The sequence below is a fragment of the Lacrimispora sp. genome (assembly GCF_032078915.1).
Taxonomy (GTDB): Bacteria; Bacillota; Clostridia; order Lachnospirales; family Lachnospiraceae; genus Lacrimispora.
Genome location: NZ_DAMAUN010000062.1, coordinates 1 through 26,124, shown reverse-complemented (window position 1 = coordinate 26,124; position 26,124 = coordinate 1). Strand labels below are relative to the sequence as shown.

22 protein-coding genes are annotated in these 26,124 nt (G+C 37.9%); 9 read left to right on the top strand and 13 right to left on the bottom strand.

Features of this window, described 5'->3' with window-relative positions:
- Positions 1–73 precede the first annotated feature (73 nt).
- Complete coding sequence (locus tag RT269_RS20795) at positions 74–1,468, bottom strand: ABC transporter substrate-binding protein (protein WP_313185466.1); 1,395 nt, start codon at positions 1,466–1,468, stop codon at positions 74–76.
- A 220-nt stretch (positions 1,469–1,688) separates the two neighbouring features.
- On the opposite strand from RT269_RS20795, the gene RT269_RS20790 reads away from it, so the two are divergent.
- Entirely contained in the window at positions 1,689–2,084 is a 396-nt protein-coding gene (locus RT269_RS20790; protein ID WP_313185464.1) for a hypothetical protein, read from the top strand.
- Here the strand turns inward: RT269_RS20790 and RT269_RS20785 are convergent.
- The 11 genes from RT269_RS20785 to RT269_RS20735 form a co-directional block, all read right to left on the bottom strand.
- Positions 2,041–5,163 carry a hypothetical protein gene (locus tag RT269_RS20785; RefSeq protein ID WP_313185463.1) on the bottom strand — a complete coding sequence of 1,041 codons (3,123 nt, stop codon included), beginning with the start codon at positions 5,161–5,163 and terminating at the stop codon, positions 2,041–2,043. The two genes, RT269_RS20790 and RT269_RS20785, sit on opposite strands and share 44 nt — an antisense overlap.
- Positions 5,164–5,732: 569 nt before the next feature.
- Positions 5,733–6,392, bottom strand: a complete 660-nt coding sequence (locus RT269_RS20780; protein ID WP_313185462.1) for a cupin domain-containing protein — start codon at positions 6,390–6,392, stop codon at positions 5,733–5,735.
- 21 nt (positions 6,393–6,413) lie between these two features.
- Positions 6,414–7,253 (bottom strand): Rossmann-like domain-containing protein, encoded by an 840-nt coding sequence (locus tag RT269_RS20775; protein ID WP_313185460.1) that lies wholly within the window; start codon positions 7,251–7,253, stop codon positions 6,414–6,416.
- Entirely contained in the window at positions 7,250–8,059 is an 810-nt protein-coding gene (locus tag RT269_RS20770) for an ABC transporter ATP-binding protein (protein ID WP_313185458.1), read from the bottom strand. The genes RT269_RS20775 and RT269_RS20770 overlap by 4 nt, the downstream gene beginning before the upstream one ends.
- Positions 8,056–9,081 (bottom strand): FecCD family ABC transporter permease, encoded by a 1,026-nt coding sequence (locus RT269_RS20765; protein WP_313185456.1) that lies wholly within the window; start codon positions 9,079–9,081, stop codon positions 8,056–8,058. The genes RT269_RS20770 and RT269_RS20765 overlap by 4 nt, the downstream gene beginning before the upstream one ends.
- Positions 9,078–10,262 carry an ABC transporter substrate-binding protein gene (locus tag RT269_RS20760; RefSeq protein WP_313185454.1) on the bottom strand — a complete coding sequence of 395 codons (1,185 nt, stop codon included), beginning with the start codon at positions 10,260–10,262 and terminating at the stop codon, positions 9,078–9,080. The genes RT269_RS20765 and RT269_RS20760 overlap by 4 nt, the downstream gene beginning before the upstream one ends.
- Positions 10,263–10,359: 97 nt before the next feature.
- Positions 10,360–11,022 carry a Crp/Fnr family transcriptional regulator gene (locus RT269_RS20755; RefSeq protein ID WP_313185452.1) on the bottom strand — a complete coding sequence of 221 codons (663 nt, stop codon included), beginning with the start codon at positions 11,020–11,022 and terminating at the stop codon, positions 10,360–10,362.
- 526 nt (positions 11,023–11,548) lie between these two features.
- Positions 11,549–12,721, bottom strand: a complete 1,173-nt coding sequence (locus RT269_RS20750) for an AAA family ATPase (protein WP_313185450.1) — start codon at positions 12,719–12,721, stop codon at positions 11,549–11,551.
- A gap of 36 nt (positions 12,722–12,757) precedes the next feature.
- A complete protein-coding gene (locus RT269_RS20745; protein ID WP_313185448.1) occupies positions 12,758–13,027 on the bottom strand; it encodes an AAA family ATPase in 270 nt (89 codons plus the stop codon).
- Between the two features lie 634 nt (positions 13,028–13,661).
- Positions 13,662–17,249, bottom strand: a complete 3,588-nt coding sequence (locus tag RT269_RS20740; protein ID WP_313185446.1) for a hypothetical protein — start codon at positions 17,247–17,249, stop codon at positions 13,662–13,664.
- 627 nt (positions 17,250–17,876) lie between these two features.
- Positions 17,877–18,875 (bottom strand): hypothetical protein, encoded by a 999-nt coding sequence (locus RT269_RS20735; protein WP_313185445.1) that lies wholly within the window; start codon positions 18,873–18,875, stop codon positions 17,877–17,879.
- A 146-nt stretch (positions 18,876–19,021) separates the two neighbouring features.
- Between RT269_RS20735 and RT269_RS20730 the strand changes: the two genes are divergently transcribed.
- On the top strand, positions 19,022–19,288 hold the full coding sequence (locus RT269_RS20730; protein ID WP_313185444.1) for a helix-turn-helix domain-containing protein: 267 nt from the start codon (positions 19,022–19,024) through the stop codon (positions 19,286–19,288).
- 60 nt (positions 19,289–19,348) lie between these two features.
- Here the strand turns inward: RT269_RS20730 and RT269_RS20725 are convergent, their stop codons facing one another.
- Positions 19,349–20,374 carry a hypothetical protein gene (locus tag RT269_RS20725; RefSeq protein ID WP_313185442.1) on the bottom strand — a complete coding sequence of 342 codons (1,026 nt, stop codon included), beginning with the start codon at positions 20,372–20,374 and terminating at the stop codon, positions 19,349–19,351.
- A gap of 299 nt (positions 20,375–20,673) precedes the next feature.
- Here RT269_RS20725 and RT269_RS20720 point away from each other — a divergent pair, with 299 nt between their 5' ends.
- From RT269_RS20720 to RT269_RS20690, 7 genes are all read left to right on the top strand, one after another.
- Positions 20,674–20,949 carry a hypothetical protein gene (locus RT269_RS20720; RefSeq protein ID WP_313185441.1) on the top strand — a complete coding sequence of 92 codons (276 nt, stop codon included), beginning with the start codon at positions 20,674–20,676 and terminating at the stop codon, positions 20,947–20,949.
- A 58-nt stretch (positions 20,950–21,007) separates the two neighbouring features.
- Positions 21,008–21,376, top strand: a complete 369-nt coding sequence (locus tag RT269_RS20715; protein ID WP_313185439.1) for a hypothetical protein — start codon at positions 21,008–21,010, stop codon at positions 21,374–21,376.
- 49 nt (positions 21,377–21,425) lie between these two features.
- Complete coding sequence (locus tag RT269_RS20710; RefSeq protein WP_313185437.1) at positions 21,426–21,689, top strand: hypothetical protein; 264 nt, start codon at positions 21,426–21,428, stop codon at positions 21,687–21,689.
- A 14-nt stretch (positions 21,690–21,703) separates the two neighbouring features.
- Positions 21,704–22,513: a hypothetical protein gene (locus tag RT269_RS20705; RefSeq protein ID WP_313185435.1), complete on the top strand. Its 810-nt coding sequence runs from the start codon at positions 21,704–21,706 to the stop codon at positions 22,511–22,513.
- Positions 22,485–23,231 carry an ATP-binding protein gene (locus RT269_RS20700; RefSeq protein WP_313185434.1) on the top strand — a complete coding sequence of 249 codons (747 nt, stop codon included), beginning with the start codon at positions 22,485–22,487 and terminating at the stop codon, positions 23,229–23,231. The genes RT269_RS20705 and RT269_RS20700 overlap by 29 nt, the downstream gene beginning before the upstream one ends.
- 143 nt (positions 23,232–23,374) lie before the next feature.
- Positions 23,375–24,436, top strand: coding sequence for a hypothetical protein (locus RT269_RS20695; RefSeq protein WP_313185432.1), 1,062 nt, complete (start codon positions 23,375–23,377; stop codon positions 24,434–24,436).
- Between the two features lie 412 nt (positions 24,437–24,848).
- The gene (locus RT269_RS20690) at positions 24,849–26,108 is read left to right on the top strand and encodes a tyrosine-type recombinase/integrase (RefSeq protein WP_313185430.1); all 1,260 of its coding nucleotides are present in this window, start codon (positions 24,849–24,851) and stop codon (positions 26,106–26,108) included.
- Positions 26,109–26,124: the final 16 nt, after the last annotated feature.

The following is a 26,124-nucleotide window of genomic DNA, read 5'->3' as shown; positions in this document are numbered from 1 at the left end:
CTGGACCCGGCTGATTATCTTAAATTAAAAACGATGTTTTTGACAGGAACACCGAAAACCTGTTAACACATGTCTATGACGTTGTATTAGTGCTCACGATCTGCTCGATTCTGCTTATCACCTCATCCGCGGCCTCATTCATATCCGTAAATTGCTTGTAGGCAATCTTCTGCATGATTTCTGTCATCATCGCTTCTACCTCTGAGTTATTGGACCAGGCGTTCACCACATTTCCTGAATTCTCCAGAGAATAGATAACATTCTTCATGGAGGATTCATCGAGGAGCTGTTTCTCCTCACAGTATTGGCGCAGGCTCTCGCTGGCCGGCACAGAATAGGTATCCTTGAGAAGCTCGGTGCCTTCCTCTGAATTGAACATAAAGCTTAAAAATTTCACTGCTGCCTCCGGATGCTCGCTGGAAGCATTGATTGCGTAAAGAGTTGTCGGACGAACTTCGATTCCGGTTTCCTTTGCATTTTCCAGCTGGGGAAACACATAGCCCGTAGTCGTGTAATTGCCGGACCCATCCGCACGGCGTGCTGACATGTCCGTCATGGAGGAAGTACGGCCCAGGATCATAAACATCTGACGGTTGATCCACGACGGATTCTGCGTCATAGAGTTTTCATAAATGCCGCTCTCCTCGATCGGCTGGATGATTCCCTTTTCAAATAATGTATTGACCAGTCCCAGGGCCTCAGCCAGCTCTTCCTTTGTCACCCCTACCGTACCGTCGTCATTGATAAACTGCTTTCCGGTAAGCTGGCGAAGGTAAGCTCTTGCATAGTACAGGGAAGCCTGTTTGCTGTCTACGCACAAAAGATACTGGTTCTCATCCGCAGCATGCACTTTTTCTCCCAATGCGATCAAATCATTCCAGGTAAACGTTTCATTGGTGATGTCAAAGCCATACTGGGAAAGCTTCTCTTCATCTACCAGGGACCCCATGCCGTTGACACCGGCCGGCACAAAGTATGTACCATCACCGGACTTACAGAAGTTGTCAATAATATAGGAATCCATATTATCGAGCCCCAGTTCCTTATAGGAACTCAAATCAACAAAGAAATCCCCCTGCGCCATAATACTGGATACCCATGGCTGGTCTACAGCAAGAATATCCGCTGCCGCCCCGGAAGTCAGCTGCATGGTAAATTTATCCCGGTAATCTGCAAATGCGGAATACTCCGGTTCGATAACAATACCCGGATTTTCCTTCTGGAACGCATCAATCACCGCCAGGATTCTTTCATGTCTGGAATCTCCTCCCCACCAGGACATCCTCAATGTAACGGCTTCCCCTTCCGCCGTTTTTGAATTTCCTTCCTGCTGTTCTGAGGACGATGCCGCCTCTTTCAGCGTCTCCACAGGAGCCGTTTCCGCCTTTCCCCCGGAACAGCCTGCAAGGCTTCCGGCCACCGTTGCCGCCGCCATCATGGCCACCGCCATCTTTACTTGTTTTCTCATAGTAATCTCCCTCTCTTTTTTACTTGTACTGCTTTTTACAGCTATATTGTAGCATCTGAGTTTTAGGGGTACAATAACCCGTGAATTTAAAAAGGTATCATGACTGTTTAGACACTTTCAAAAAAGTATCATCTATTCTGCGATGATTGACTTTCTCTTCCCGGGCTTCTATACTTAACTCCGTAAATCACCAGACAATATAATATAGGAGGAATTTTTCATGAATTATTCAGACGTGAACGGATTAGATATCTATGAGCACAGCGGAAATGGTTTTCAGACTATGATACGGTTTGAATCGTGGCGTGTGGCCCTGGCCTCCCGCGGCAACGAACAGGCCGGGGAGCATGTCACCAGCCTGTCGCGCCATTTAGAAACCGACGAGGTTTTTGTTCTTTTAAAGGGAGGCTGCACGATCTATACCGGTGGGACCGGGGAGAAGATCTCCGCCATTCAGACAGTTGAAATGGAGCCACTAAAGCTGTACAACATCCGCAAAGGCACCTGGCACGCCCGCATTTTACAGCCTGACTCCCAGATCCTGGTCGTTGAAAACGAGCGGACCGGCGACTTTAATTCCGAGTCTGCGGAACTCTCCGCAGAACAGGCGCTCTAAGCACTCCCGCTTCCCGGACCATGTACTTATAAGTAAACTCATCCCCTTCCGTTCTCCAGGCGGAAGGGCCGAACCATTTCTCCCCTTTCTTGCAGTTATGCAGAGCTCCAAATGTATTATGACGATTTCCATAGGAAATTATGGAGATTTCATGCTTTCCCGATAATTCTCCCAGTCTTAGGCGGTATGGCGCAAATGCTATCACTCCCGCTTTTTTTCCATCCACTTCCACGGACAAAAGAGGGGCTCGAAAATCCGAGAGCTCCAGGATATAACAGCTCCCATCGCCCGTCACTTCCAGATGATATTCCAGATTCCCGCCGTAAAACGGCATTCCCTGCTTTGTGATATCCCCGAATGCAGCCTTATTGGCTCTGTCCGTCAATACGGCGCAGGCTCCATCGAGCCTTACCCCAAAATCTCCCAGCAGGTAACACCCTTCCAGATCACTCTTTCCTGTAAACGGCATACGGATCAAAAGCCGGTTTAAGCCGGATTTCAGACCTCCCAGGGGGATTTTTCTGATGGCGTTATCTACGTAACAGCCTTTATCCACTTGTTTTATCTCCTCATCATTCCACCAGAGTTCTTTTTCGCCGGGCTTTTCCACGGCAAGGGTGATCTCAGGCCGTGAGGTCTCAGAATATACGGAATAGATCAGCTCCACCCAATGGCGCACCGGCTCCTTTTCCTGTCTGGTCCATGGCTGTGCAAAGCTTTCGCCCTTCAGCGGAAACCCCAGTCTGCTCCGCAGAACATTTTCAAGCCGCAGTACCTCCTCCCTCTCCTCAATTTCACCGAAATCCATACGAAATTCCGCCTGATCCATCAGCAGAACGTTGGGCTCGTGCAGAGAGACCGATATCAGATCCGGAATGAGTTCCTCGTGGATGCCGGGAGGGTCATCAGCCCGGAAATCGTTCTTCTGCCAAACCGCTCCCGGATCTGCACATGCTCTGTCTGAAGCCGGTTTTAAACGGAAAAGCAGGCTGTCATGCTCATGCATCAGGCATAGGATATGGGTCCCCACTATCCCCTTTCTCTCTTTGCAGTCTGTATCAAGGTTTTCCACAGATCCGTCAAGAGGATTCCAGCGTTCCACGAGATATCTTCCCTTGACAAAAATATGAACCGGCAGCGCCCCACCCCCGCTCCATTCCCCAGGAGGCAGACCATTTGCCAGGAATAAAAACCTCTCCTCCTTCGTCTCTCTTATCTGATAGATGTACCGGTCATTTTCCCTGCCATCCCCATCAGTAATTTCCACATCCCTGACCTCTTCAAGGGCATTCAGCACAGCTGTTCTTTTAAGCGGAATCCTCAGGGCCTTGCCGGCCAGCCGGCCCACCCTGCCGTCCTTTCTTCCATCCACATATTCCGGAATCCTCCCCGCAAAAATAAGGCGGCCTCCGGACTCCCGGAATTTCTCCAGCACAGCTACGGTATGACCCCGCAGCTCCGCCAGACCGGGTACCAGAATCGCCTCATATCTCATGGCACCTACTCTCAGGCAGCCATCTCCGCCCCCTGACTCCTGAACCTCTAAAAGTGATTCACTGATAAAATCAAAATCTATGTTCCCGAATAAAAGCCATCGGATCACATTCTGAAACTCGTCCTCCATTTTATCCAATTCAGCAGAGGCACCTTTTTCCGCTCCATAGAACAGCCAAAAGCTTTCGATCGGATGTAGAACGCCAAGGCGCACGATCGGCTTACCCATTTTCATTACCGTTGAAATTCTGGCAAAATACGTTTCCAGCAGAGCATACTCCCGATACCAGGGAGACTGATAGAAGATAGAGGCGGGAAAATCGCGTTTTGCTTCTCCCTCCATGGAGGCCCAGGCCAGGTGGGGTACGCGGTGCAGAATCCCAAGAGCCGCCTGCCAATCCCCCTGAAGCTTATGGCCCCGAAAATCAAAGTCCCACCCGGTCACTCCATACATTTCTCCTGCTGCCTGATTTCTTCCCATCTGCCTTGCCGCACTCTGCACCTGCTTCGCGGTAGAATACTCCCGCTTGTCGCACAGGATATCCATCCCCGGTATCTGAAAATTGCGGTAGTTCCTCATCGCCTCTCCCAGAGATCCCGCCTGCAAAGCAAGGGTTCCCTCCCCTTTCATATGTCCCATAAGACTGATTCCATTTCTCCCGCACCACTCTCCCAGCGCGTCACAGTAGGTTGCCGCAAATTGTTCCAGTAAAAGCCGGTGATATCCATATCGGACAGTGAAATCCTGCTGATCTCTCTTATCCCATGCCAGTTCCGGTATCCGCTTCAAAAAGCAGGTATGATACGTCTCTCTAAATTTCACTTCCAGTGTTTCGGTATACGGCAGAACCATCCACTTTACGCCATCGTCCTCATGAAAGAAATGTTTATGGATAAACTGGGGTTCATCCGTAAAGATTGACGGGACCGCAGTTCCGAATTTATCACCGAGCGCTTCCTTATATGCCTCATACGTGGATTCCAGAAATGCTTTCACCGCCTCCGGATTAATGGTATCCATATAGGTTTGATTATTGAACCAGGGATCAGGCTCCATGACTTCCTCATGAAGATACCAGATATCGTCGCCCTCTGCCCAGCCATCAACCGCCCTGCATTCTTTTAAATAGCCCTCCTCCAGCTCTATGTGAAAACAGCAGAGCAGGCGGCCGTTTCCGTGGGGGCGGATATCCAGCCTGCCATTTCTCCTGTACGATATCTCTCCCGGCATCCCGCCGGATGGCCACTTAGAAAAAACGAGGCAGCGCGCCCTGTACTCTGGTTTCTTCGTCACATAGCCGCCGGCAAAACCGGAAGGCCACCGGTCCTCATCATATAAATGAACGCTTAACCCCTCCTGTTCCGCTTTCTCTACGCAGGCACGGACCGTCTCCATAAACAGTTCTCCAAGGTAAGGGGTATCCAGTCCGGTCCTGCTGTGTATCAGAAATCCCCCCATCCCCATCTCTTTAAAATACGGTATCTGCTGTACCATGGTTTCCGGATCAACCGCGCAATTCCACGCCCAGAACGGCGTTCCTCTTTCCTCGCAGCCCGGATTTTCGAATTTTTCTCTGATGTCCATTACAATCCCTCCTGACTCCATGTTACCATCGCCCCACCGCACCAGACAAGAACCTTCACATCCGAAAAAGTATCATACAAAAACAGCTTCTCCACCAATGACATACGGCGCTTTCCAAACACAGCTTTAAGATCTTCCGTTATGGGAAATGGCCCGAAAATTCTGATTCAGTTTTATACTCAATCAGATACAGAAATGCAGAAAGAATTGATCAATAATTATGTCAACCTCGAAAGGTCTATCTCCTGGTAAACTCTAGTTATCCAAAAACTTTAAGCGTTTTTATTTATGTAAACAAAAAAGAGCTCCATGACCTGGAACTCTTTATAAATTTCTATTCTCTTAAGAGCGCGGGACGGAACTCGAATCCTATCATCATTCCAAAAGCATAGTAAATATAGGAGGTTTGAGAGAACCCCTTCTGTACTCTACCCTTTACTCTACCCTATATTTTAACTTCTATAAGGAAAGCTGCCAAGGATTCCGTAGAAACAGCGCTTGCTCTTGACAGCTTGAAGCTGATCAAAAAATCTTATTTAAATAGAAATAGCTGGACAAGGTTTTTCCCCTTATTCTAAAGTAAGTAAAAGTGCCATTTTAAATTTTCCTTCTGCCTTAACACTATGAAGTCCATTATTTTCAAAACGGAAGTTTTCACCCTCTCTTATATGATAACTTTTCCCTTCATAGGTAATCGTTGCCTTTCCTTCCAGTGCAAAAAATAATGCATCCCCAGGAGCTCTGTGTTCAGAAAGCATACAGCCATCATCAAACGATAGAATCATAAACTTCATACCTTCGCCAGATGCAAGGTCAATATTAGCAATGCTCCCCTCCTCATAGTCTATAAGATTCTTTAAATCAAATACCTCATTGGCTTTTAAAATTTCGTTCATTTTACTCCCCTTTTCAAATTGTATTTCTGTGTATATGAGTCCCTTTTCTCCTACGGAATTAACTCCACACAATGTTCCCTCATGTAAAAAAATTATATTTTGTGAATTCATCTGCAGCTTACAACTACCATCTGTACCAATATCAAATAAACCTGTTCCGCAGGCTCCAATATAGATTACAGGATTATCATAAGCTTCTGAACTTATATCAGTGCCACTACCCAGTGAAAAATGGTGTACAATAGACTTTTTCCCTAGTTTCGCATTTGTTGATATTGTCATGCCTGATTTTGGCACATGCTTTTTTGAAATTGAATATACCCCTGTTTGCAAAATACTGCCTCCTATGATTTTTCAGATACGCCCAAGCTCATAACAATCCATATAAGATAAATCCATTCCTTCTGGAATCGCTGCAAACGTAGACTTATAATATGCTTCCTTATCCCTTACTGAAGCACTAAATATATAATTATATCCGAGATCAAACAGATATTCCGGACATAATTCAGCGCTTGGACCATAAATCCCTCTGATTTTTGTATTTTTACATGCTTTGAGAATATCTTTATAGGTATTATTTACGATTGTACAACCAGTCATTATTACTATATCCAGACTTCCAAGTACATCTTTATGTTCAAGAGCATTATCTCCAAGATGCCAATAGATGTTTTCTGGATATACTTTTGTCTCATTTCCAATTCTATAATTCAAAATTCCCTTGGGGTCTCGAAAATCAAAAGCATGAAATTCCTTACACTTTCCAAGAAAAACCTCATTATATAGACCATAACCTATGATTCCAACCTTTTTATCTTTTACATCATAGTCAAATATACGCCCTTCTGTTCGGATAATTCCTCTATCTTTAAGTCTGTCTGCTGTGTTAAATGGCTTGCTTAAGAGATTGCATAAACAGGCTGCTATTGTTCTAAGTTCGGGATCAGACCGCTTAATAAGGTCATAAACACAATCGTCTGCCGGTCTGCCAATTAAGGATTTTAGTATTTTCTCATATTCACTAAAATCTTTTTCCTGTCCCACTCGTAGCGACATGGATAATCTGTCATTGGTGTCAGATACCATGAACCATCTGTATCCCATTACAAATTCTTTTATGATTGGAATAGGATCCTTATATTTTTCATAGTTTTTATGTATCATTTCCAGTGCTATACTTAAATCATTCATAAACTGCCTCCTCTATCGTTCGTAATTGAAATTGGAACAATGCTCTTTACAATACGATCGCTATATTGAAATTGATTCACTGCAACATTCACATTAAATGCTTTTGAAATATTCTCTTCATTAAGGATATCCTGAGTTTGTCCATATACATACTCGCCAGTACTATTTAGCATGAGCGCTTCATCAGAAACAGAAATTGCATTTGTAGGATAATGTGTATTCATAACAGCACATATTCCTTCTTCATGCGCCATACGCTCAATCAGACTCAGCACCAGTATCTGATTATGGAAATCAAGACCTGTTTCTGGTTCATCAAGAATAATGAGATCAGGCCTGTTTATAAGCGCTTTTGCTATAAGCACCATTTGCAGTTCTCCCCCGCTCATATGGTTACAGTCTTTATTTGCCAGCCTCTCTATCCCTATTTGCTTCATTATTTCTTCCGCCATCTCTATATCTTTGATACCTGGTTGTTCAAAGACTCCAAGATGTGCACTACGTCCAAGAACAACCATCTCAAGACCTGTAATTGAAAATGCAAATGCATGAGACTGAGGGATATAGGAAACCTTTGACCACAGTTTTTTTGAATTTATGCTTTTTATATCCTCTCCATATAAAAAGCTTTTACCATCCACCCAGTCTAAAAGCCCAACCATACATTTTAAAAGTGTTGTTTTCCCTACTCCATTAGGGCCAAGCACGGATAAAATCCTGCCCTTATTTAATTTAAAGTTAATATTCTTTAATATCTTTTGTTGGCCTGGATAGCTGAAACTTCCATTTTGTATTTCAAGTATCAATGTAAGCTCCCCCTATTTCTTTTTAGCAATGATATAAATACCGGTGCTCCAATAATTGCGGTAAGAATGGACAGTGGAAGTTCTATGACACTAATGCTTCTTGAAAACGTATCAATGATAATCATAAAACTAGCGCCAATGCTGATTCCTACAGGAACCACATAACGATTGTTACTTCCTACAAGCATTCTTGAACAGTGCGGTATCAGAAGTCCTATCCACCCAACCTGTCCACACATTGAAACACATGAAGCTGTTATTATAGTAGCCGCCAGTACAAAAACTAAGCGCGTTTTCTTTAAATCCATTCCGCTCGCTCTTGCCTCATCACTGCTGAGTGATAATATATTTAATTTCCATCTCATCAGATATATAACTGCAATGCCTGTAAGTATCAGTGGCGAGCCTACCATGATTTTTTTATAGGATGCACTTGTAAAGCTTCCCATAAGCCAATATGTTATCGCTGGAAGTTTATCTAAAGGATCGGCAGTATATTTCAATAAAGAACCTACTGCATTAAACAATGCCGATATGATTACTCCAGCTAGTACTAGAAATACTACCGACTGCCCATTTCTATCTCTTGCCAGTACCATGGTAATCCACACAGCAAAAAGTCCAAAAGCTAATGCAAGCAACTGAGTCTCCATGATGCCCATGGACATAATAATGGCAATGATTGCGCCCACACAGGTTCCACTTGTAACGCCTAGTACATCTGGTGTTGCAAGCGGGTTAGAAAAAAGTGACTGGAAGGCATTTCCCGCACATGTAAGACCAGCTCCGACAATGATTGCCATTATTATTCTTGGTGCTCTTAAATTTATAACAATGGAATAGTTCTGGCTTTCTCTATTCCCCTTTGCTGCATCAAATAAAGTGTTCATAACCTCTATAATAGAAAGATTCATTCTTCCTATACACAAGCATATTATTGCAGTAGCAATTGGTAATAGTATCATTGTCAGTTTTGCAGCAATTGTGAATTTGTTATGCCTGATCCAAACTGTATTTTTCATCGCAATTGGAGCATTCCCTTCATTTCATCATCCGTAATTTCGTACCCATAAAAGTTCTGGTAATAATCACGTATTACTGTTTCCAGAGGGTAGTCAGCAAATTCTTCCGGATAAGTATTATATGCAAGCCAGGCTAATACAAGAGGTGCATCGGGATTAGGGGTGAACCAGTTCCACATACCTAGTGTTGTGTTATATACACGCTTATCTTTTACTGCCTGTATTGTTGAAAAATCTATACCCTCAACTTTATTATCTATAACATCCTGCCTGTTTAGTTTTAGCAGACCCGGACCATTTAAAAATAATACCTGGGGATTCCATTCATATATTTGCTCAAAGCTAACCTGTGCAAACCCCATTGCCTCCTCTGCAACATTTTTAACTCTAAGGTGCTGCAGCCAATAATCACCAAATACACCTTTACCAGCAACTTGAGGAACGCCATCTATCAGCTTAAATAAAATCATTGTACTTGGGCGCTTATCCTCTGGTATATTTTCTATTCTGGTTTCCACATCTTCAATGATTTTATCACCTGCTTCAATAAGGCCATTCATCTTGCCCTTCTCTCCAAACACTTCCTCAAGAAGTATCAGCCACTGCTTATACCTTTCTATTGGATCTGCTGGGGAATCTGCGCCTACTGTGGCAAATCCTATGGATGGAATTCCACTTGAAGCTAATATTTGTGCATGCTCTTTATTATTCGCATTATAAAAAATCACATCTGGTTTGAGCTTTATGATCTCCTCTATATTCAGGTCTGATTGTGCATATACTGTATCTGATGATTCAAGCAGCTCAGGCGCAATGTTCTTTAATGCTGTCTCTGATATAGTTTCCTTAAAAGAACCACTATACCCAACAATATGCGGCGCTGAACCTTCAAAATATGCCATGTATGTAGACAAGATTGGAATCTGGTCTATTACAATACGTTCTATCTTATCTGGAACTTCAACACGATTTCCAGCATGGTCTACTACCATATGAGTACCTGATAGCCCGCTATCTGCTTTGGAATCTGTTTCATCTTCCTCAGCAGCCGTTATTGCTTCTTCAGATGTGGTTTCTACCACTGATGAGGCAGCCGTATCTTTATTATTATTTGAAACACATGCAGTTAATAACAACATTGATGCTAATAAAAGTGAACTTGTTTTAAATTTTAATTTCATAATATCCTCCTTATCCTGTTAGTTATGACTAACTCATATATAAGTTTATATTAAAAAAAGGATTATTTCCATTGCAACTGCAACGAAAGTAATCCTTTTATTGATATTTATTTATTATGAATACATTTTTTCTATAATCTATAAAGCCCTCTTTTTTCATTCTGCTGAGCTCTCTTGATAATGCACTTCTCTCAACACCAAGATAGTCTGCCATTTCCTGTCTATTCATATTGATCAAGCATCTATCCCCTTCAAGAGGAGTATAGTTTAACAAGGTCCAAATTTTGTCTCGTATAGAACGCCTACTCATAATATGGATCCTTCTATTCTGTTCAAGATTTGCAAACGCTGTCTGCCTCAACAAATTAGCTGTTACAAACGATGCAAATCTACATTTTATAGCTTCCTGGCTAAAAAGCTTTGACATTTTTAAAAATAGAATTTTTGTTTTTTTACTTGCAATGACAGTCACAAGTGAAGGCTGGTCCGTTATACATGAATGTGAACATCCAAAAGAATCCGAAGGGATAGCCACCTTTATACTTGAATCATCTCCTATTGTACCAGGAACAATAAGTTCCACCTTTCCTTCTAGAACGATACCAGCATTCGATATCATATCTCCATAATGATATATTATTTCACCCTTGCCATAGAGCCTGATATGCCCCTCTAAGCAATAGAGGACACGTTTTATAGTCTCATCATCGGCCAATTGAAATATATCAGATTTTCTTAAAATTCCAAAATATTCTTCCATTTATTCTCCATATGTAGTGTGTTAGTTGTATCTAACTCTATATCATTTTGTTTTCTTTGTCAAATAAATGCAGGCTGCTGCTTCAGGATTTTTTTGATTACTCCTTATCCTACCACGGTTAAAAGCTGCGGAGGAAGAAATAGGAAATTAAAACAATGCCTTTAAAACAAAAAGCAGCTGGAAACCCTTGTAAAATCAAGGTTCCAGCTACCTAATTAAAAGAGCGCGAGACGGGACTCGAACCCTATCTATATACAAAAAATATCGTAAACACAGGAGGTTTGAGAGTGGCTCTTCTGTACTCTATCCCGTACTCTATCCCCATATTTCAACATTTAAAAGGAAAGCTATCAAGGGCTTCGCAGGAACAATGCTTGCCCTTAACCTATCCACTAAAAATTATGTTACAGAAACAATAACGCTCAAACAAAATACTATCCACTAATTAATGTAAATTATTTTAAATAAATGTAATAGAAAATTGTTACATTAAATATTTAGCTTTCGTGCAAGATTAGTATAATTACTACAACAATGGCAAGTGCTTCCAGATACTTGATAGTAACTCTTCTACTTTCTGAGGGTTTGCTTCACACCAAGTTGAAAGATACGCTTCTAAAACAACACTTTCGCTCAAGAATCCTAGTTTCGCTCCTAATTGCACAAACAGTAGATGATGGTCCATATTCGAAATTGATAACTCCTCGATACAATTCTTAACTTGATTTTGACTCTCAACTTTTTGGGAGAGGCGTACTGTCAATATTGCAATTAATGCGTCTATTTTTTCGTTAACGGAATCAAATATGTATTGCTCAGGAGCTTCACCCGGTAATCTAAAAATGCCATTATCAAGACATTCTAATTGTCGAGAATCTCCATCAATAATACATATAGAGGGGATTTTCGTGACGGGATCCTTTTGCCTATTGCGATGGACAGTTACGGCTGTACCATCTCCTCCCATGACATATATCTGAATTGCATCAATGGCAATCTTACTATTTGTACGTAGTATGCTATAAACCCAGCTCTTTGCAAATTCATCTTCAACAAAAATTGCAAGTTTTTCACCAACATCACCCGTTAGCATGCGAAGAGACATGATATCCAGTTTTCCCTGCTGAAGTTTCCCATCAAGAGCCGCCCAGATGGCCTCAGGAGGTAAGCATGAGACCACATGTTCTGAATGTGTTGTAAAAATTACCTGTATGGATTTCTCTTCGGCCGCATTAATGAGGTATTCTATCAATCTTATTGCGGCAATCGGATGAAGCCCGTTTTCTATTTCTTCAATTAAAATTAAGGCGTTCGATTGCGCTATTTCAATCGCATTTACCATTTTGATTACGCTAGATTCACCTGCACCAAAATGAAATTCTGAAAATATTTCTCCTATATTGGTTTCACCTGTGAAAAGTGTTACATCACCGTTGTCATGATTCATCACTACTCTATATCGACTCACATCCTTTCCAAGAATTCTTGAAATGCAAGCTGAAGCATGTTCAGACAAAGCACTAATTTTAGAATCGTCATAAATTACATTTTTGTTGGTAAATTTAGATAAATCTCTTCGTTCAACAGCGGGCAGAGTTCGAGATACACCAAAAAATAGGACTTCTCGATCTAGGGAATCTCTGGACCATCTCGCTTGTGAAAAGGTTGCTGTCCTTCGTACAATATCTGATTTTATCACCACTCGATCAACGGCTTCATAACTAATTGACCAACCCTACATTTCTTTATCAAATTGAGGACTTTTAGTAAAAAAGTTTCGGGGTTGTACACTCTTAAACAATAGTGCACATGAACTGAGCACTGTTGTTTTCCCACCCCCGTTAGGCCCAATTAAGGCTGTTACTGGAAAGTCAAACTCTATCGTCTGATCTGCGAAGGCACGTAATTTGTTTATATGAACCTTTTTTAAATATTTTTGATAATTTAACTTTTGGGCTTTATTTTTTAAACTACTAATAGTAGATAATCTAATTTCACTCTTCATACTTTTACCCCATTTCTACATATAAATTATATTATATAAACATATTATCATACTAATAAGTAAATATCCATACTGTTAAAAGAATTCATGTAATACTTTATAATAGATAAAAAGCAGTAAGAAATAATTCTATAACTTCTTTTATGAGATAATCCACCTTATTGTCTTATCAAAAAACATACCATTAGACCAGACTTTATAAACAGTATGTAATTCTATTTTCTCTTCCAATATTAATGATTCAGAAATAAAAGCTGTCAAGGTTCCGCAGGAACAACGCTTGCCCTTGACGGCTTGAAGCAGAAAAAAACACCAAAAAAATAAAAATGGCTAGGAAAGATTCTTCACCTTTCCTAGCTTGTTTACTTACAGTACTAATGGTAGTTCCTCATATTTCTTTTCTTTCTTCACCGTCTCTAAAATAACGAATGTGTTAATACTGATGCAATAAAACGCCTTGTAACACTTAAAAAAAGGTTGTATGACCATAGCGTTTTTAAAGTAGAATAAAATTTGGTGACTTTCATCCAAGTTCTTTCTTAAATAATTACTGCATATTCTAATCACGTGGCATAGCTAAAATATATTGTGTTAAAGTATCATTATATATGTAGTCTCCATAAGTGGCACTTTTTTATTCTTTGCCTATTTTATATGTTGTTATCTCTAATTCCCCGCTGGCATTTGCAGATACATTAATTCTAAAATTGTTGTATTTCATTACATATAAGCTAAATATCCTCCAAATTATATTTTCAACTTGAATATCGCCTTCATATTTATTTCTCATAATATCAGTTGCAATTTGCGTAAAATACATTTTGTATTCGTCATCAGTAGTATCTATTATTGCTAAAAGCTTGTCCCATAAAAGATATATGCTACTTTTCTCTGCTTCGCTTGCTTCATCATATTTTTCAGATATATATGAAATTGATTTTAATGTTATAGTAACCAAAAATCTGAACTCGATCATCTTATGAATATAGCTAATTAATTCAATTACTGGTATTTCCAATTCACACAAAAAGTCCAGAAGCCCTATCGCAGGTATTTTTGAATTTTCTATCCTTGACATCACCATAATTAGAACCTCTGCGCTGACTATTTTTCGATTCGTATTCATCGCAATTGAAAAAGTATCATAATCGCATATTCCAAACATTTTTTTAAGATCAAGTTTTTCTAATCCTTCAATCGTAATATCTTTATTATTATCTATAGTTTGCATTTTTTCGCAGTAACTTCTGATTCCAATCGCATCAGACATCCATTGTTGTTTTTCTTCTTCTGTTGATACTTGTATAAATATCTGTCCGTTATGTACTCCCATTGATGAAACATGTTCTCTATTATTACCATTAACTATTATCTCTGACTCTTCTTTAACCTCTTGCTTTGCAGACTCTGAAACTACAACATTTTTATCATATAGTAAAGATACTGGTACACCAAGCTTATAAAGCATAACAATAGCAGAAAACGAAAGTATATATCCATCAGATTTTAAATCCTTAAGTGGAACAATTAACTCCCTGATAATAATGCTTTTTTCCTCTAACAATGCTAAAATCAACTGCTCATAGGTCAATCTCGTAAACCTACATAAAGAATATATTGTCACTGGTATATTATTCATATTTTTATAATTTTCCAGCCATTTGAATGATGATTCGTCTGGAGTATTATCTTTAATCCACTGTAGAAATTTTTCTTGATTAATAATTTCATCTTCTTTGGTTTCAATAGAGAATGCTTTTGCAATACCGCTATTAACCATTTTATCCATGCAGGTTCTAAAAAAATGGCACTCTAACGGCATAATTTCAGTAATTATATATTCGTCTGATTCGATTACCACTGTCATGCCACTTTTTTTGCGTAATAATCCCAACTGAATTGCAGATTCTATATAAATATGTACGGCATTTTCCCAAATATATGGTTCCTCTGGCAGTAATTTTTCACGATGTATACAATATATTTTTTGTTCATCAGTCTTAATATTTTTCAAATACAGCGTAGTATCTGTATCCGCTCCTTTTATCTTTATTTGGTCACTGCTATCTTCTTTCAAATGGAGCCCCAAATAACTTCCAAATATGTCCTGATTATCATCATTAGTTCTTAACAAGGCCATTGTCATATACTTCTTTGACAATTCATATCTCTCATTTCTTTCATATGCAATCGCAGATAACATTAGTAATCTCGAAGTACCAATATCACAGGCCGCATTTAATACAGATTCTTGAATTTGGCGCTTATTTTCAAGTGATATTGCTATAATAGTATCAATAACATATTCATCTCTCTGATAACTCTTAAAATTAGAAACAAATATATCCAAGGCATCAATCATATTTCCTTGAGACATAAGTATACCGGCTTTCATTCTATATATTCTTGATGACATTCTATTTGCTTCTTCATATTTTTTGATTATTTCAGCTGCCTCATCATACTTTTTAAAATACATTAATATTTCAATAAACTCTAATTCGGTTTGCAAGTCAATCAATTTAAGTTCATTATTTTTCTGTTTTATCAAAACTGAGTCAACGATATTGATATCCTTAAAATTTATTAATTTTTCAAGCAAAAATTCAAGATAATCTCCATATTTTTCTTCATATTGTATAAGTAAATTATTCGCAGTTTGTTTTCCATTTACTATCCTACTAGCCTGTAAGTACATAAGATAGATTCTTATGTCTTCATCAAGTATAAATTTGTATTTCTCTAATATACCTAGAATTTTTTGCGGTTCCTGACTCCACTGTATTAAATAATTATTTAGCAACCAATAGCGGCCTGTTCTCATGCATAATTTAACAACATCATTTTCTGTTACAGTGGCATCAGTTATTTGTAATTGCATTATTAACTCCTGAATTTCTTCTTCATCTTTTATCCATTCAGGGAACTCTGTATAAATTGCGCTCACATTTTCAGGTTCCACAATTATCTCTGTTCTCAACCAAAGTAAAAAAAACTTCTTTTGCACCATATTACATGAATGAACAAAGAACTTTTTAGTTTGTTTAAGTTGATTTAGTATAGTTATAAGCTGTGAATTAATAAAATCCCTTTCTTTGATATGATCAGACAACAATTCATTTTCTTTTTGTTCTAAAATTAAAATATTATCGATATAATTTGAATCGTTTTTAATTAATGATTCCATTATTTCTGCTATTCCAAATAGCGACTTCTTGTATAGATAAAATAGGCATATTCTTTTTACTAACCATATTTCATTATAAAATCTCTCAGAAAGTTTATATTCATGGTATTGCATCCCATTTCTATTTTCAATATTTATTGTAAAAAATTGGCTCATATCATCGTCTAACAATCCTTTAATAATTTCATTAAGTTGTTTACTGCTTGCTCTTCCATTAATGGCCTTAATGACAGCCTTATCATCAAAATTATATAAAACTATTTTTCTTGCAACATCGTCCTTTATATACACATTATTTATTTTTTCAAAATGATTCCATGAAAAATCTATTCCAATATTATAATCGGACATAATACCAAGACTAATTTTAATACCATATTCCAAATCTTCACTTTTCCCCTGTAACAATGGTAAAATGTCATAAACTTCATCTAAGTTACCATTCCATAGTTTTTCATTTAACAAATTATAGATTTTGTTAATCATATTATCATCATTGATTTCATTCTTTTTCTTCAAAAGATCCTTAACTTCTTCTATTCCGCGTTCAAGTCGTTCTGCTTTCTGAGTTACTTCACCTATTACTTTCTCCCCAGTTTGCTTGTTTTTGTAAACAGCATATCTTGTTTGCATATCCAAGTTATTTATCAGATACTCCTTGATACTTTTTAGTAACATCGAAAATAAATCTCTTAATATCGTTTCGTCTGTGGTATTGCATACACCATTTAAACTTATCATACTGTCTTTGCAATGTTTTACTAATTCTTGTATAAATTTATTTTCCCCAAGTTCTGTACTTTCTGGATTCAAGACAAACTCATATATTTTTTCAATTGGCTTTTGATATGTAAGATAATTTTCGAAATTACCACTTGTAATAATTGTCCCATCATTTTTTGTAACAAATTCTTCTACCGCCAATTTACTATTTACAATAAATCTACTAAAACCTGCCTCTGTAATCAATTTACTTAACTCTGAATTTAATTTATCTAACATCAATTCCATTATTATTGAAGATATCATCCCCATGTTATCATCTCCCTATGCATTGTATTCCAACATATTAAAAAACAGAGTAATATTTATTAACATTTTTAGTACACAACAATCTTAACATTTATACTAAAGCCAACAAACCCTGCGACATATTCCTTTTTTATATTTATCTTCTCTGGTATACAAATAGCACATCAATCATTAGACCAAATGTAAGCTTTTTTATAATTGTTATAAGCAGATATAAAGTTATAAAAATATATTATCACAATAATAAGTAACTATCCATACTGTTATAAGAATTTATATAATACTTTGTTCTAAGGACCCTAATACTCACATAAATACCATATTTATTGAGAACGCAAACCCTATCGTATTTGCAAAAAACAAGATGTTGATAATAATTCTTTTATTCTTCCCTATAAAATTGAGGCATCAAGAATAAAAGCTGTAAGGGGTTCCGTAGGATCAACGCTTGCCCTTGATAGTTCGATTAAAGATACTACCAAAATAAAAAAGTTAGGAAAGATATTTTGCCTTTCCTAACTTGATTATACTCTTTTAAATTGAGCATTTACTATGTGGATAATAATAAAATTTATGCTTATTATAACACTAGTAATTCCTCTATTATTTTTCTATATAATTTAATTCCTCCTAGAATGCTCCGCCGTCTTTTACTCCGCCTATCGGTATACTGGTAAGATTAGGATCAACAGTATCTTGAGCTCTGCGCTCGTTATCTATAGCATTCAGAGTTTCACGTGATACATAACCTTCCCACAGAACCGGGGATAGTAAATATCTGTCTTGCTGTGTGGCTTTAAATGTGATAGTGTCCACATTATATAAGGAGCCATTTATTGTTACAGTATTCCAGCGCCAATCTTGACCATCAAAGCGCTTGCCGTTTCCGCCCTCTCTAGCGGTAAGTCCGGCTCTGCGGGCAAAAGCGTTATACAATCCTATAAATGCGTCAAATCCTCCGGATCTTCTGTGAAATGCATCAGCAGGCGCTAGTTGACTGCCGTCATAATTCATATTAGCTGATATAAGTCGAGCTATTGCAATAGCTCTTTCTTGCTCCGGTAGATTGATAATATTGGGCATTTGAGCATCCATCCAATCAAAAGCTTCTTTAGCATAAGCAGGAGTTTGCCATCTACCGGCCTTGTATTCTGTAATGTAATTATTGTAATTGCTAGCCAAGTTTACGTATAATAATCCGGACGTTATGCTTCCTTTAAACCCGTCCATCTGAGCCCACCACGGAGCTTGTCCTCCATAAAAACTGTTGTACATGAAACGATTTTCAGATACATAATTTTCTGGTATCATACGTCCAGTCCATGAGAGATATAAGTTATCTACATAATTATTTTTGAGATCTGAACCATCTGGTAGTACGTAGTAATAATCGCCACCTCGTTTTTGCCAAGTACCTACTATACGTCCGGGATATTCTTGTACTTCATATTCTACTCCCCAAGGATTCTCTTTTCCACCGGGTAAAGCAGCCGGATCTGAATACGGTGCTGAATACGTTTGTCCTGAGTTTGCTCTAGCATTGATTGTATCAAAAGGCCCCGCATAACTCGTCAACGTAGGTATTGTGACGACGAATAAAATAGCTACTACAATTGTTGGCTTTTTCATAATCATTTCCTCCTGTTATCCCTATGGAAAATACTTACTAATAGTATCACTTTTCAGTTTTTAGGTCAAGTCCCTTATTTGCGACCAAGTCTTTCTAAAAATATCTTATAATCATTCAAATGGCAAGAATGGTGGTGCATTATGTTATGAGTAGTGGGGCTAAAATTAAATCAGATTCTAATATCTCATTAGGTAAAAATATCAAGCACTTTCGTAACATTCGAGAGTACTCTCAAGCCTATATGGTTAAAGAACTACAACTAAGAGGCTGTAACACTAGCAAACAAAGTTATTCCAAGTATGAGAAAGATATTGCCCACATCTCTGCCTCTGAATTACTTGCTATCGCAGATATACTTGAAATACCTATTGATAAACTTTTTACAAAAACATTGATAAAGGAGGCTAATTAGCCTCCTTTAAAATTTCTGACTTACGTTGAAAAATTACTTACATCAATTTACATGAAAAACTCAATACCCCAAAGAAAAATCATTTCTCAGCATTTCTACAAAATAATCAACCTTTTTTTGTGAATCTGAAAAGTTTTGTATTTCAGGATTATTAAACTCTCCAAGTTTAACAAAATCAATAATCATTTTCCACTCATTGGTTTCTATCAGAGAATAAATCTCCATATTTGTAAAAAATAATTTTTCATGAAAATTTATATGGTTTACATTCTCATAAAACAGCTTTTCTAATTCACTATCATCTGAATTTTCAATAGCATCTTGTAAAGAACGCTTATCAACTTTAAGCATCTTTTCCATAATATGGATTTCTTCTGTCCTTAAAATTGAATTACCTTTGTCACAAATGATTTTTTTCATTGCTCTCCTTAACATCCATCTTCCTACCGCATTCAATTTTGCATACTTAATGGCAAAATTAAATGCTTCAAATGGAATTGCCACATAAGCATGGAAATAATTAGCCAACATATACTTTTCTTTTTTGGGGACTGATACAAATTTTTCTTTAATTTCTTCAAGATAATAATTATTTTCTTGTTCCTCATATGATTCATTTTTTTCTACTTCAAAAATAGCCTTATATCTTTCAACAACCACTCTTCTTTTCTCTTTTTCTTCATCACTCAATCTTCCTCTTCCTTTGGATAAAAGTTTATCATAATTTTCATGAGCTCTAAAATATAAAACTCTCTCTTCTAACGTTAATTCATCTTTTAATTTGAAATACTCTAAAAGCAGATGTTTTATATCATCTGGAAAAGGATTTATCCCCAAAAACCACTTATTAGACGCATCCTCTCCCACTCCATGTCCTTTTAACATATCTTTTAGTTGTCCCAAAGAAATATCTTTCATTAATGCATGTAATTGAATTCTTTTTCTGAATTCCACCTCTCCTTTAAAAGAATACAACTCGCGGCACATTTCTTCAAAAGATATATGAAAATCTTTTTCCTCCTTACCTGCTTTAAGTAGTTCCTTTTTTATTTCCTCTGTATAACTGATTTTACTTAATGTTACCATTTTTCTTCCTCCATTTTAATTATTTAATAAATATTACGGCATCACTTCATATCATATCAACCCTTTATCAATTTGAATATATGATACCTTTTTCCTCTAAAGCAATCAAAAAATTTTCATTCATCATATATTGCTCTCCATAATCTTATGGTAACATGAAATCACGCTAGCCAATCACCAAACCATTCCTGAATTATATTATCAAATTCATTTTCAGCGAATGATATCTGGAAACAACATTGCAATGTTTTTATATATACTTACTATAATACCATTTTTAAAGAAGAGAGAGAACGATAATGATACAATTAAGCGAAGAATTACAGGAGTATTTAGAAATTGCAAGAGATGAAGCAGAGGAAGGAGGACCAAATCTTTGTACTGATTTCTTTGTTCTGCTCCTTCATCACTGTACTGATTTTCTCCATGACTGCAACGAAGATTTCCTAGTATCTAGTTATGCAGATTTTATAGACGGAAAATCAATTATTTTCACCACTAGAAAGGAATATTGTGAGACCAACGCTTTCACTATGGTTTCTCTGGAGAACCGCTCAGAGGACTGGAAGAATTAAGTAATGCAAGCATCGGGGAAGGGCCCTCCCCGACGCACAATAGGAGAGGAAAGGTAGAATGAAGGAATACAAGAAACTATGTGTTAATATCGATGGCTTTTTAACTCTTGCTTCTTTTATTCTGGATCAGTCAGAAAGTAATCTCGTTATTCTTCAAGAGACTTTATCTGAATGCCAGGAAGGACAAAGAACTGAGATCAATAAATGTGTTTTTCATCAGCTCTGTGATGTTATTGACTTAATGGTAATTTTAGAAGATACGGAAAAGACTTTAAACGAACCTTCTATACCATATGAATTCCAACTATCATTGGCTAATCTAAAAATAAGGATAGAAAGCCTTATCAGCAACTATAAAACTGTAGAAAATGCATTATGTGATTATGCACTTTGCCCATTAATCACAAATGGCTCTGCACTTAACTAGCACCTTCGGTGCTGTTCCACATCGTATAAGAGAAGGAGAAAATATTATTATGAGACTTCAAACAAATGTACTTGTTCTTAATAAAAAAGAATCCCAGTATACAGGCCGGGACGGTCAGATCAAACAGGCTTACCGAATTACGATAGGCCAGGACGACAATTCTGTGATTGCCGAACTTCCTATAAACGCAGATATTTATCAGGCAATCGAAAAAAACAAATCATATGATCTCGTTTGCGAATATAGAAGTACACGCAATGGCGGAAATTATATGGTGGTTTTATCTTCCAAGTTGGCCAAACCACTTTTATAGGAGGATACTAAACTATGAAGTTTGACAATATCAAAATGTTTTTTCAGTCACTAACAGAATCCATAAAGGACGGGCATTCCAAAGCCCGTTCCAATGGACTATACAAAAAGTTAGGTATGTTCCTACTTGGAACCATTGGAATATTCTTAACCATCTTTTTTTTAATAAAAATGGCAACCTATCTTTTTGAAACAATTACAGAGTTTATACAGATTCATTTTTTCGGCGTAGCCGCTACCGCACTAGGCGGCATCTGGCTGAGATTAACATACCTTGAAAAAAGAGACAAAAAGAAGACGGAGGAACAGGAAAGAGCCCTTGCAAAAGATCGTGTCAAGCTCAAATTTAGTCATGGTTCTTTTGAAAAAGTACGAAAGTTCTTATTTACACAAGTGCTGAATGAATCCAATTTCGAGAGTCTCACGGGGCTTTACCGCCCTTTAAACCCGGCTGAATTAGGCTCACCAAGTACGGGATCGTATATAAAGGACGGTTTGATATTCCACCAATTTCGGATACCTAAAACTTGTTTGGACGACATTAATGTGTCCCTGTTAAATTCCGTGATACAGAGCATCATTGATCAAAAAATCAGTGTTTATGGGATTTTTGGAATCATCAGTCCCACACACACGAATCGGTCTGATATTTTAATGATTTCTGATATCTCCGATATGAAAACCCATGTCATACTTACTACTGTACTTTCTTTTAACGGAGAGTATTCCGAACAAGCTGCCTACGACCGGGCAATGATTGATTCCCTTAATATTAATACAGTCGAGCGTTCATTAGATGATTATGATTACCATGACAATGAATAATGGAAATGGAATCATCAGACCTTTTGTAAATGAAACATATTGGCAGCACGGGGCTACTAGCTGGATTGAATGGGATATGATGAAAGACGGATATCGTCTTTTATTATCAGGCCCGTCAGGCTCCGGGAAGACCACCCTTGCACAAGGTGTATTAAGTAAGTTAGCCCGTCATTTACCAAGATGTCAGATATATGTTCTTGATTATAAGAACATCGATTTTGCTTACTTAGAAGGGGCTAAACACTACTATAAGCACGATCTCTGTACAGAAGGTTTTCTGGAATTTTACGATATTTTTGAAACACGCTTATCGCATAATACTACTTATCCATGGCTAATTCTCTATATAGACGAATATCCATCTTGGTTATTAAGCCTGCCTTCCAAAGAACAGAAGGATTTTATGTCAAAAATGGCAAGGCTTTTAAATCTAAGTCGTGCAAAGCAAATTCACATCATATCGTCCTGTCAAAAACCTCTGGCTGAGTTGTTTTCATCAGGAAGTAGGGAGTCTTTCTCCCATAAAGTTTTGCTCCAGGCACCAAGCAAGGAAACGGTGGGAATGCTCATGCCCAATTACAAAGATTTCATAGAAACATGCCCCACTGGCGTTGGTTATGTGACTGTTAATGACTCCGATTTAACGAAAATCAGAGTCCCATTTCCTAAAAATACAGAGGCTATGCATAGGGATTTGTGGAACGCAGTCAAAAGATAGAATTGCTTCAGGGCGTCCGCCATGCGGAGCGTGGCGGGCAAGCCCTGAAAGCCTAAAGGCCAGTATTAACCTTTAGGCACATATGTGTCATGTGTTTTAACAATTTAATCCATCAAATCAAAAAGAAAGGAATGGCAGCTATCATGTCTACCCGTTCAAGACGTATGCAAATCACCTGCAATAACCCGCTTAACAAAGGCTTTACTTCTGAAAAGATTAAAGAAGTTATGGAAAAATGGAAAACCGAATATTATTGTTATTGCTATGAAACCGGGGAATCTGGAACCCATCATTTCCACCTGTATATAAAATTTAAAAACCCCCAGCTTATGGAGACTATATCAAAACAATTCGAAAATGCACACATTGAAATAATACGGAATTCATCTTCGCAAGAGAATAGAGATTATGTCAGGAAGGAAGGGGCCTACATTGATTCTGACAAGAAAGATACCAATCATATAGAAACATTCTTTGAATCCTGTGAATGCCCTATTGATGGAAAGGAAAATCAGGGACATAGAAATGATATAGATTTAATGATTTCCTTAGTACAAGACGGAGCTTCTAACATGGAAGTGGTTCAGGCTGTTCCCTCAATGGCACTCCGTATCCCTGCTATTGAGCAATACCGACAAGCCTATTGGGAAGAAAAGGGAAAGAACTACCGAAACTTAACCATATGGTATATATACGGAAAAACCCGGACAGGAAAAACTTCATACGTTTACCAATCCCACGATTCCAGTGAAATCTATTCCGTTGTAGATTATAAAGGCAATGGCATATGGGATAAATATGATACGGCTAGAACCAGAGTGCTTTTACTTGATGAATACCGGAGCGCACTCCCCTTCTCCCTAATTTTAGCTCTTTGTGATGGACAGCCTTTAACTCTAAATTGCCGATATGCCAACCGGGTCTGTCTCCATGAAAACGTGTATATCGTTTCCAATATATCATTATTGGAACAGTATCCAAATATCCAAAGAGAAGAACCAGAATCATGGAATGCATTTCTTGCCCGTATCAATCATGTAAGGCATTATTACAAGATCGGTCAATACAAAGATTATACCGTAGAAGAATATCTTACCATGGAGCAGAATCCACACCGGAAAGAATTTGAATCATGCAATCCTGATTCTACCCCATTTGAAAATACTTCCCCTGTCCCCAATCAATTGGAGCTTCCTCCATTATAAAGCTAGGGGACAAGAAAGGAACCTTATGCAAAAAGTCATTATATATTTCACTCCGTCAGAATTAGCTGTTGTAAGAGGAGTTTCACGATCCAGCTTGTTTGAATCAATCAGACAGAACCGAACTCCTTATGTCATAACGGAGGAAGGAATAAAAATCCCGGTTACTTACTATATTGATAATGATTCATGATACACTTGCAACGTAAACAAACTTAAAATATATCATAAAACAAAAAATCAAACCATGAAATGAAATAACATATCATACCAGACTAACCATTAAAAACATTCAAACACAAACTTCTGCAAGCTGTATCATCTCGAAAGGGTGGTACATTTTTTGTGTAATTATAACAATAATCCTTGCAATTTGCCAATAGATAAATGGACATTTTTGTCAAAATGTGATATAATGGACTTAGATACAGAAGAGCTTCTCGAATTATATAACATGAAAAAACAGCAAAAAATAGAGAATGCCATACTACAAGAGCACATTGAAAACTTTTACCATATCTGGACGAACGACAAAGGAACTTTTCTCTCCTATCTTCCTGATTCCACAAAACCAAAGGGACGAAAGCCCGTTACCGCTACCACAAAAGAAAAGCTGGAACGTAAAATCATTGACTTTTATCTGGAACTGGAACAGAACGAGAAAAATCAGAAGGAACAGGAACGGTTATCCACCATAAGAAGCATTTATCCTTTATGGCTGAATATCAAAGGTCTGGAAACCAATGCTACCAGCTATATCCGAAGAATTGACAATGACTGGAAGGCTTATTATACAAATGATCCTATCATTGACATGGATATTAGAACCTTTACAAAAGCGATCTTAAAGGAATGGGCATTGAATAAAGTAAGGGACAAGGAACTGACCAAAACCCAGTATTATAACATGTCCATGATTGTCCGTCAGTGCCTTGATTATGCCGTTGACCATGAACTGATTCCCTTAAATCCTTATAATCAGTTTACCGTAGACAAAAAGCTGTTAAAGAAAGTAAAACAGCCGGAAGACGGGACACAAGTATTTCTTACTAATGAGCGTCCATTGATTGAGTGTGAAGCATGGTCAGACTTTGAGGAAAAGAATTGTACTTCTGCTTTAGCCATTCCATTGGCATTTCAATTAGGAGTACGCTTAGGAGAACTTATCGCAATCAAAGAAACCGATATTTCCTCAGATGGAAAATATCTACATATTCAGCGAATGGTCCAGAAGCAGGAACGGCAACGTCCGGACGGATCATGGTATCCTGCCAGATGGGAAGCCGTAGAACATACAAAGTCCTCCGCTGGTGACCGTATGATTTATCTGACAGAGGAAGCAAGACGTATCATCAAGGTGATTCTTGATTCCAATAAAGAAAACAGTTTCTATGATGATGGTTTCCTGTTTATCCATAGTGGAAAACGAATCAATCCCCGGGCCATTGATACCCGTATCCGTAAATACTGCGATCATATCAATATATCCAGTAAAAGCACTCATAAGATACGTAAAACCTATATTTCCTCTCTTCTTGATGGAGGTATTAACATTAATGAAATAAGGAAACAGGTCGGTCATGAGGACGAGCGCACCACTCTGAAAAATTACTGCTTCAACCGAAAAACCAGTGTTGAAAATGAATCCGATATGGAAAAAGCTTTAGCCGTTTAATGTCTACCCCGGTCTA

Coding starts and splice junctions, on each gene's coding strand:
- RT269_RS20795 (WP_313185466.1), bottom strand. CDS start 1,468: ATGAGAAAACAAGTAAAGATGGCGGTGGCCATGATGGCGGCGGCAACG.
- RT269_RS20790 (WP_313185464.1), top strand. CDS start 1,689: ATGAATTATTCAGACGTGAACGGATTAGATATCTATGAGCACAGCGGA.
- RT269_RS20785 (WP_313185463.1), bottom strand. CDS start 5,163: ATGGACATCAGAGAAAAATTCGAAAATCCGGGCTGCGAGGAAAGAGGA.
- RT269_RS20775 (WP_313185460.1), bottom strand. CDS start 7,253: ATGAATGATTTAAGTATAGCACTGGAAATGATACATAAAAACTATGAA.
- RT269_RS20765 (WP_313185456.1), bottom strand. CDS start 9,081: ATGAAAAATACAGTTTGGATCAGGCATAACAAATTCACAATTGCTGCA.
- RT269_RS20760 (WP_313185454.1), bottom strand. CDS start 10,262: ATGAAATTAAAATTTAAAACAAGTTCACTTTTATTAGCATCAATGTTG.
- RT269_RS20755 (WP_313185452.1), bottom strand. CDS start 11,022: ATGGAAGAATATTTTGGAATTTTAAGAAAATCTGATATATTTCAATTG.
- RT269_RS20745 (WP_313185448.1), bottom strand. CDS start 13,027: ATGAAGAGTGAAATTAGATTATCTACTATTAGTAGTTTAAAAAATAAA.
- RT269_RS20740 (WP_313185446.1), bottom strand. CDS start 17,249: ATGGGGATGATATCTTCAATAATAATGGAATTGATGTTAGATAAATTA.
- RT269_RS20735 (WP_313185445.1), bottom strand. CDS start 18,875: ATGAAAAAGCCAACAATTGTAGTAGCTATTTTATTCGTCGTCACAATA.
- RT269_RS20730 (WP_313185444.1), top strand. CDS start 19,022: ATGAGTAGTGGGGCTAAAATTAAATCAGATTCTAATATCTCATTAGGT.
- RT269_RS20725 (WP_313185442.1), bottom strand. CDS start 20,374: ATGGTAACATTAAGTAAAATCAGTTATACAGAGGAAATAAAAAAGGAA.
- RT269_RS20720 (WP_313185441.1), top strand. CDS start 20,674: ATGATACAATTAAGCGAAGAATTACAGGAGTATTTAGAAATTGCAAGA.
- RT269_RS20715 (WP_313185439.1), top strand. CDS start 21,008: ATGAAGGAATACAAGAAACTATGTGTTAATATCGATGGCTTTTTAACT.
- RT269_RS20710 (WP_313185437.1), top strand. CDS start 21,426: ATGAGACTTCAAACAAATGTACTTGTTCTTAATAAAAAAGAATCCCAG.
- RT269_RS20705 (WP_313185435.1), top strand. CDS start 21,704: ATGAAGTTTGACAATATCAAAATGTTTTTTCAGTCACTAACAGAATCC.
- RT269_RS20700 (WP_313185434.1), top strand. CDS start 22,485: ATGATTATGATTACCATGACAATGAATAATGGAAATGGAATCATCAGA.
- RT269_RS20695 (WP_313185432.1), top strand. CDS start 23,375: ATGTCTACCCGTTCAAGACGTATGCAAATCACCTGCAATAACCCGCTT.
- RT269_RS20690 (WP_313185430.1), top strand. CDS start 24,849: ATGGACTTAGATACAGAAGAGCTTCTCGAATTATATAACATGAAAAAA.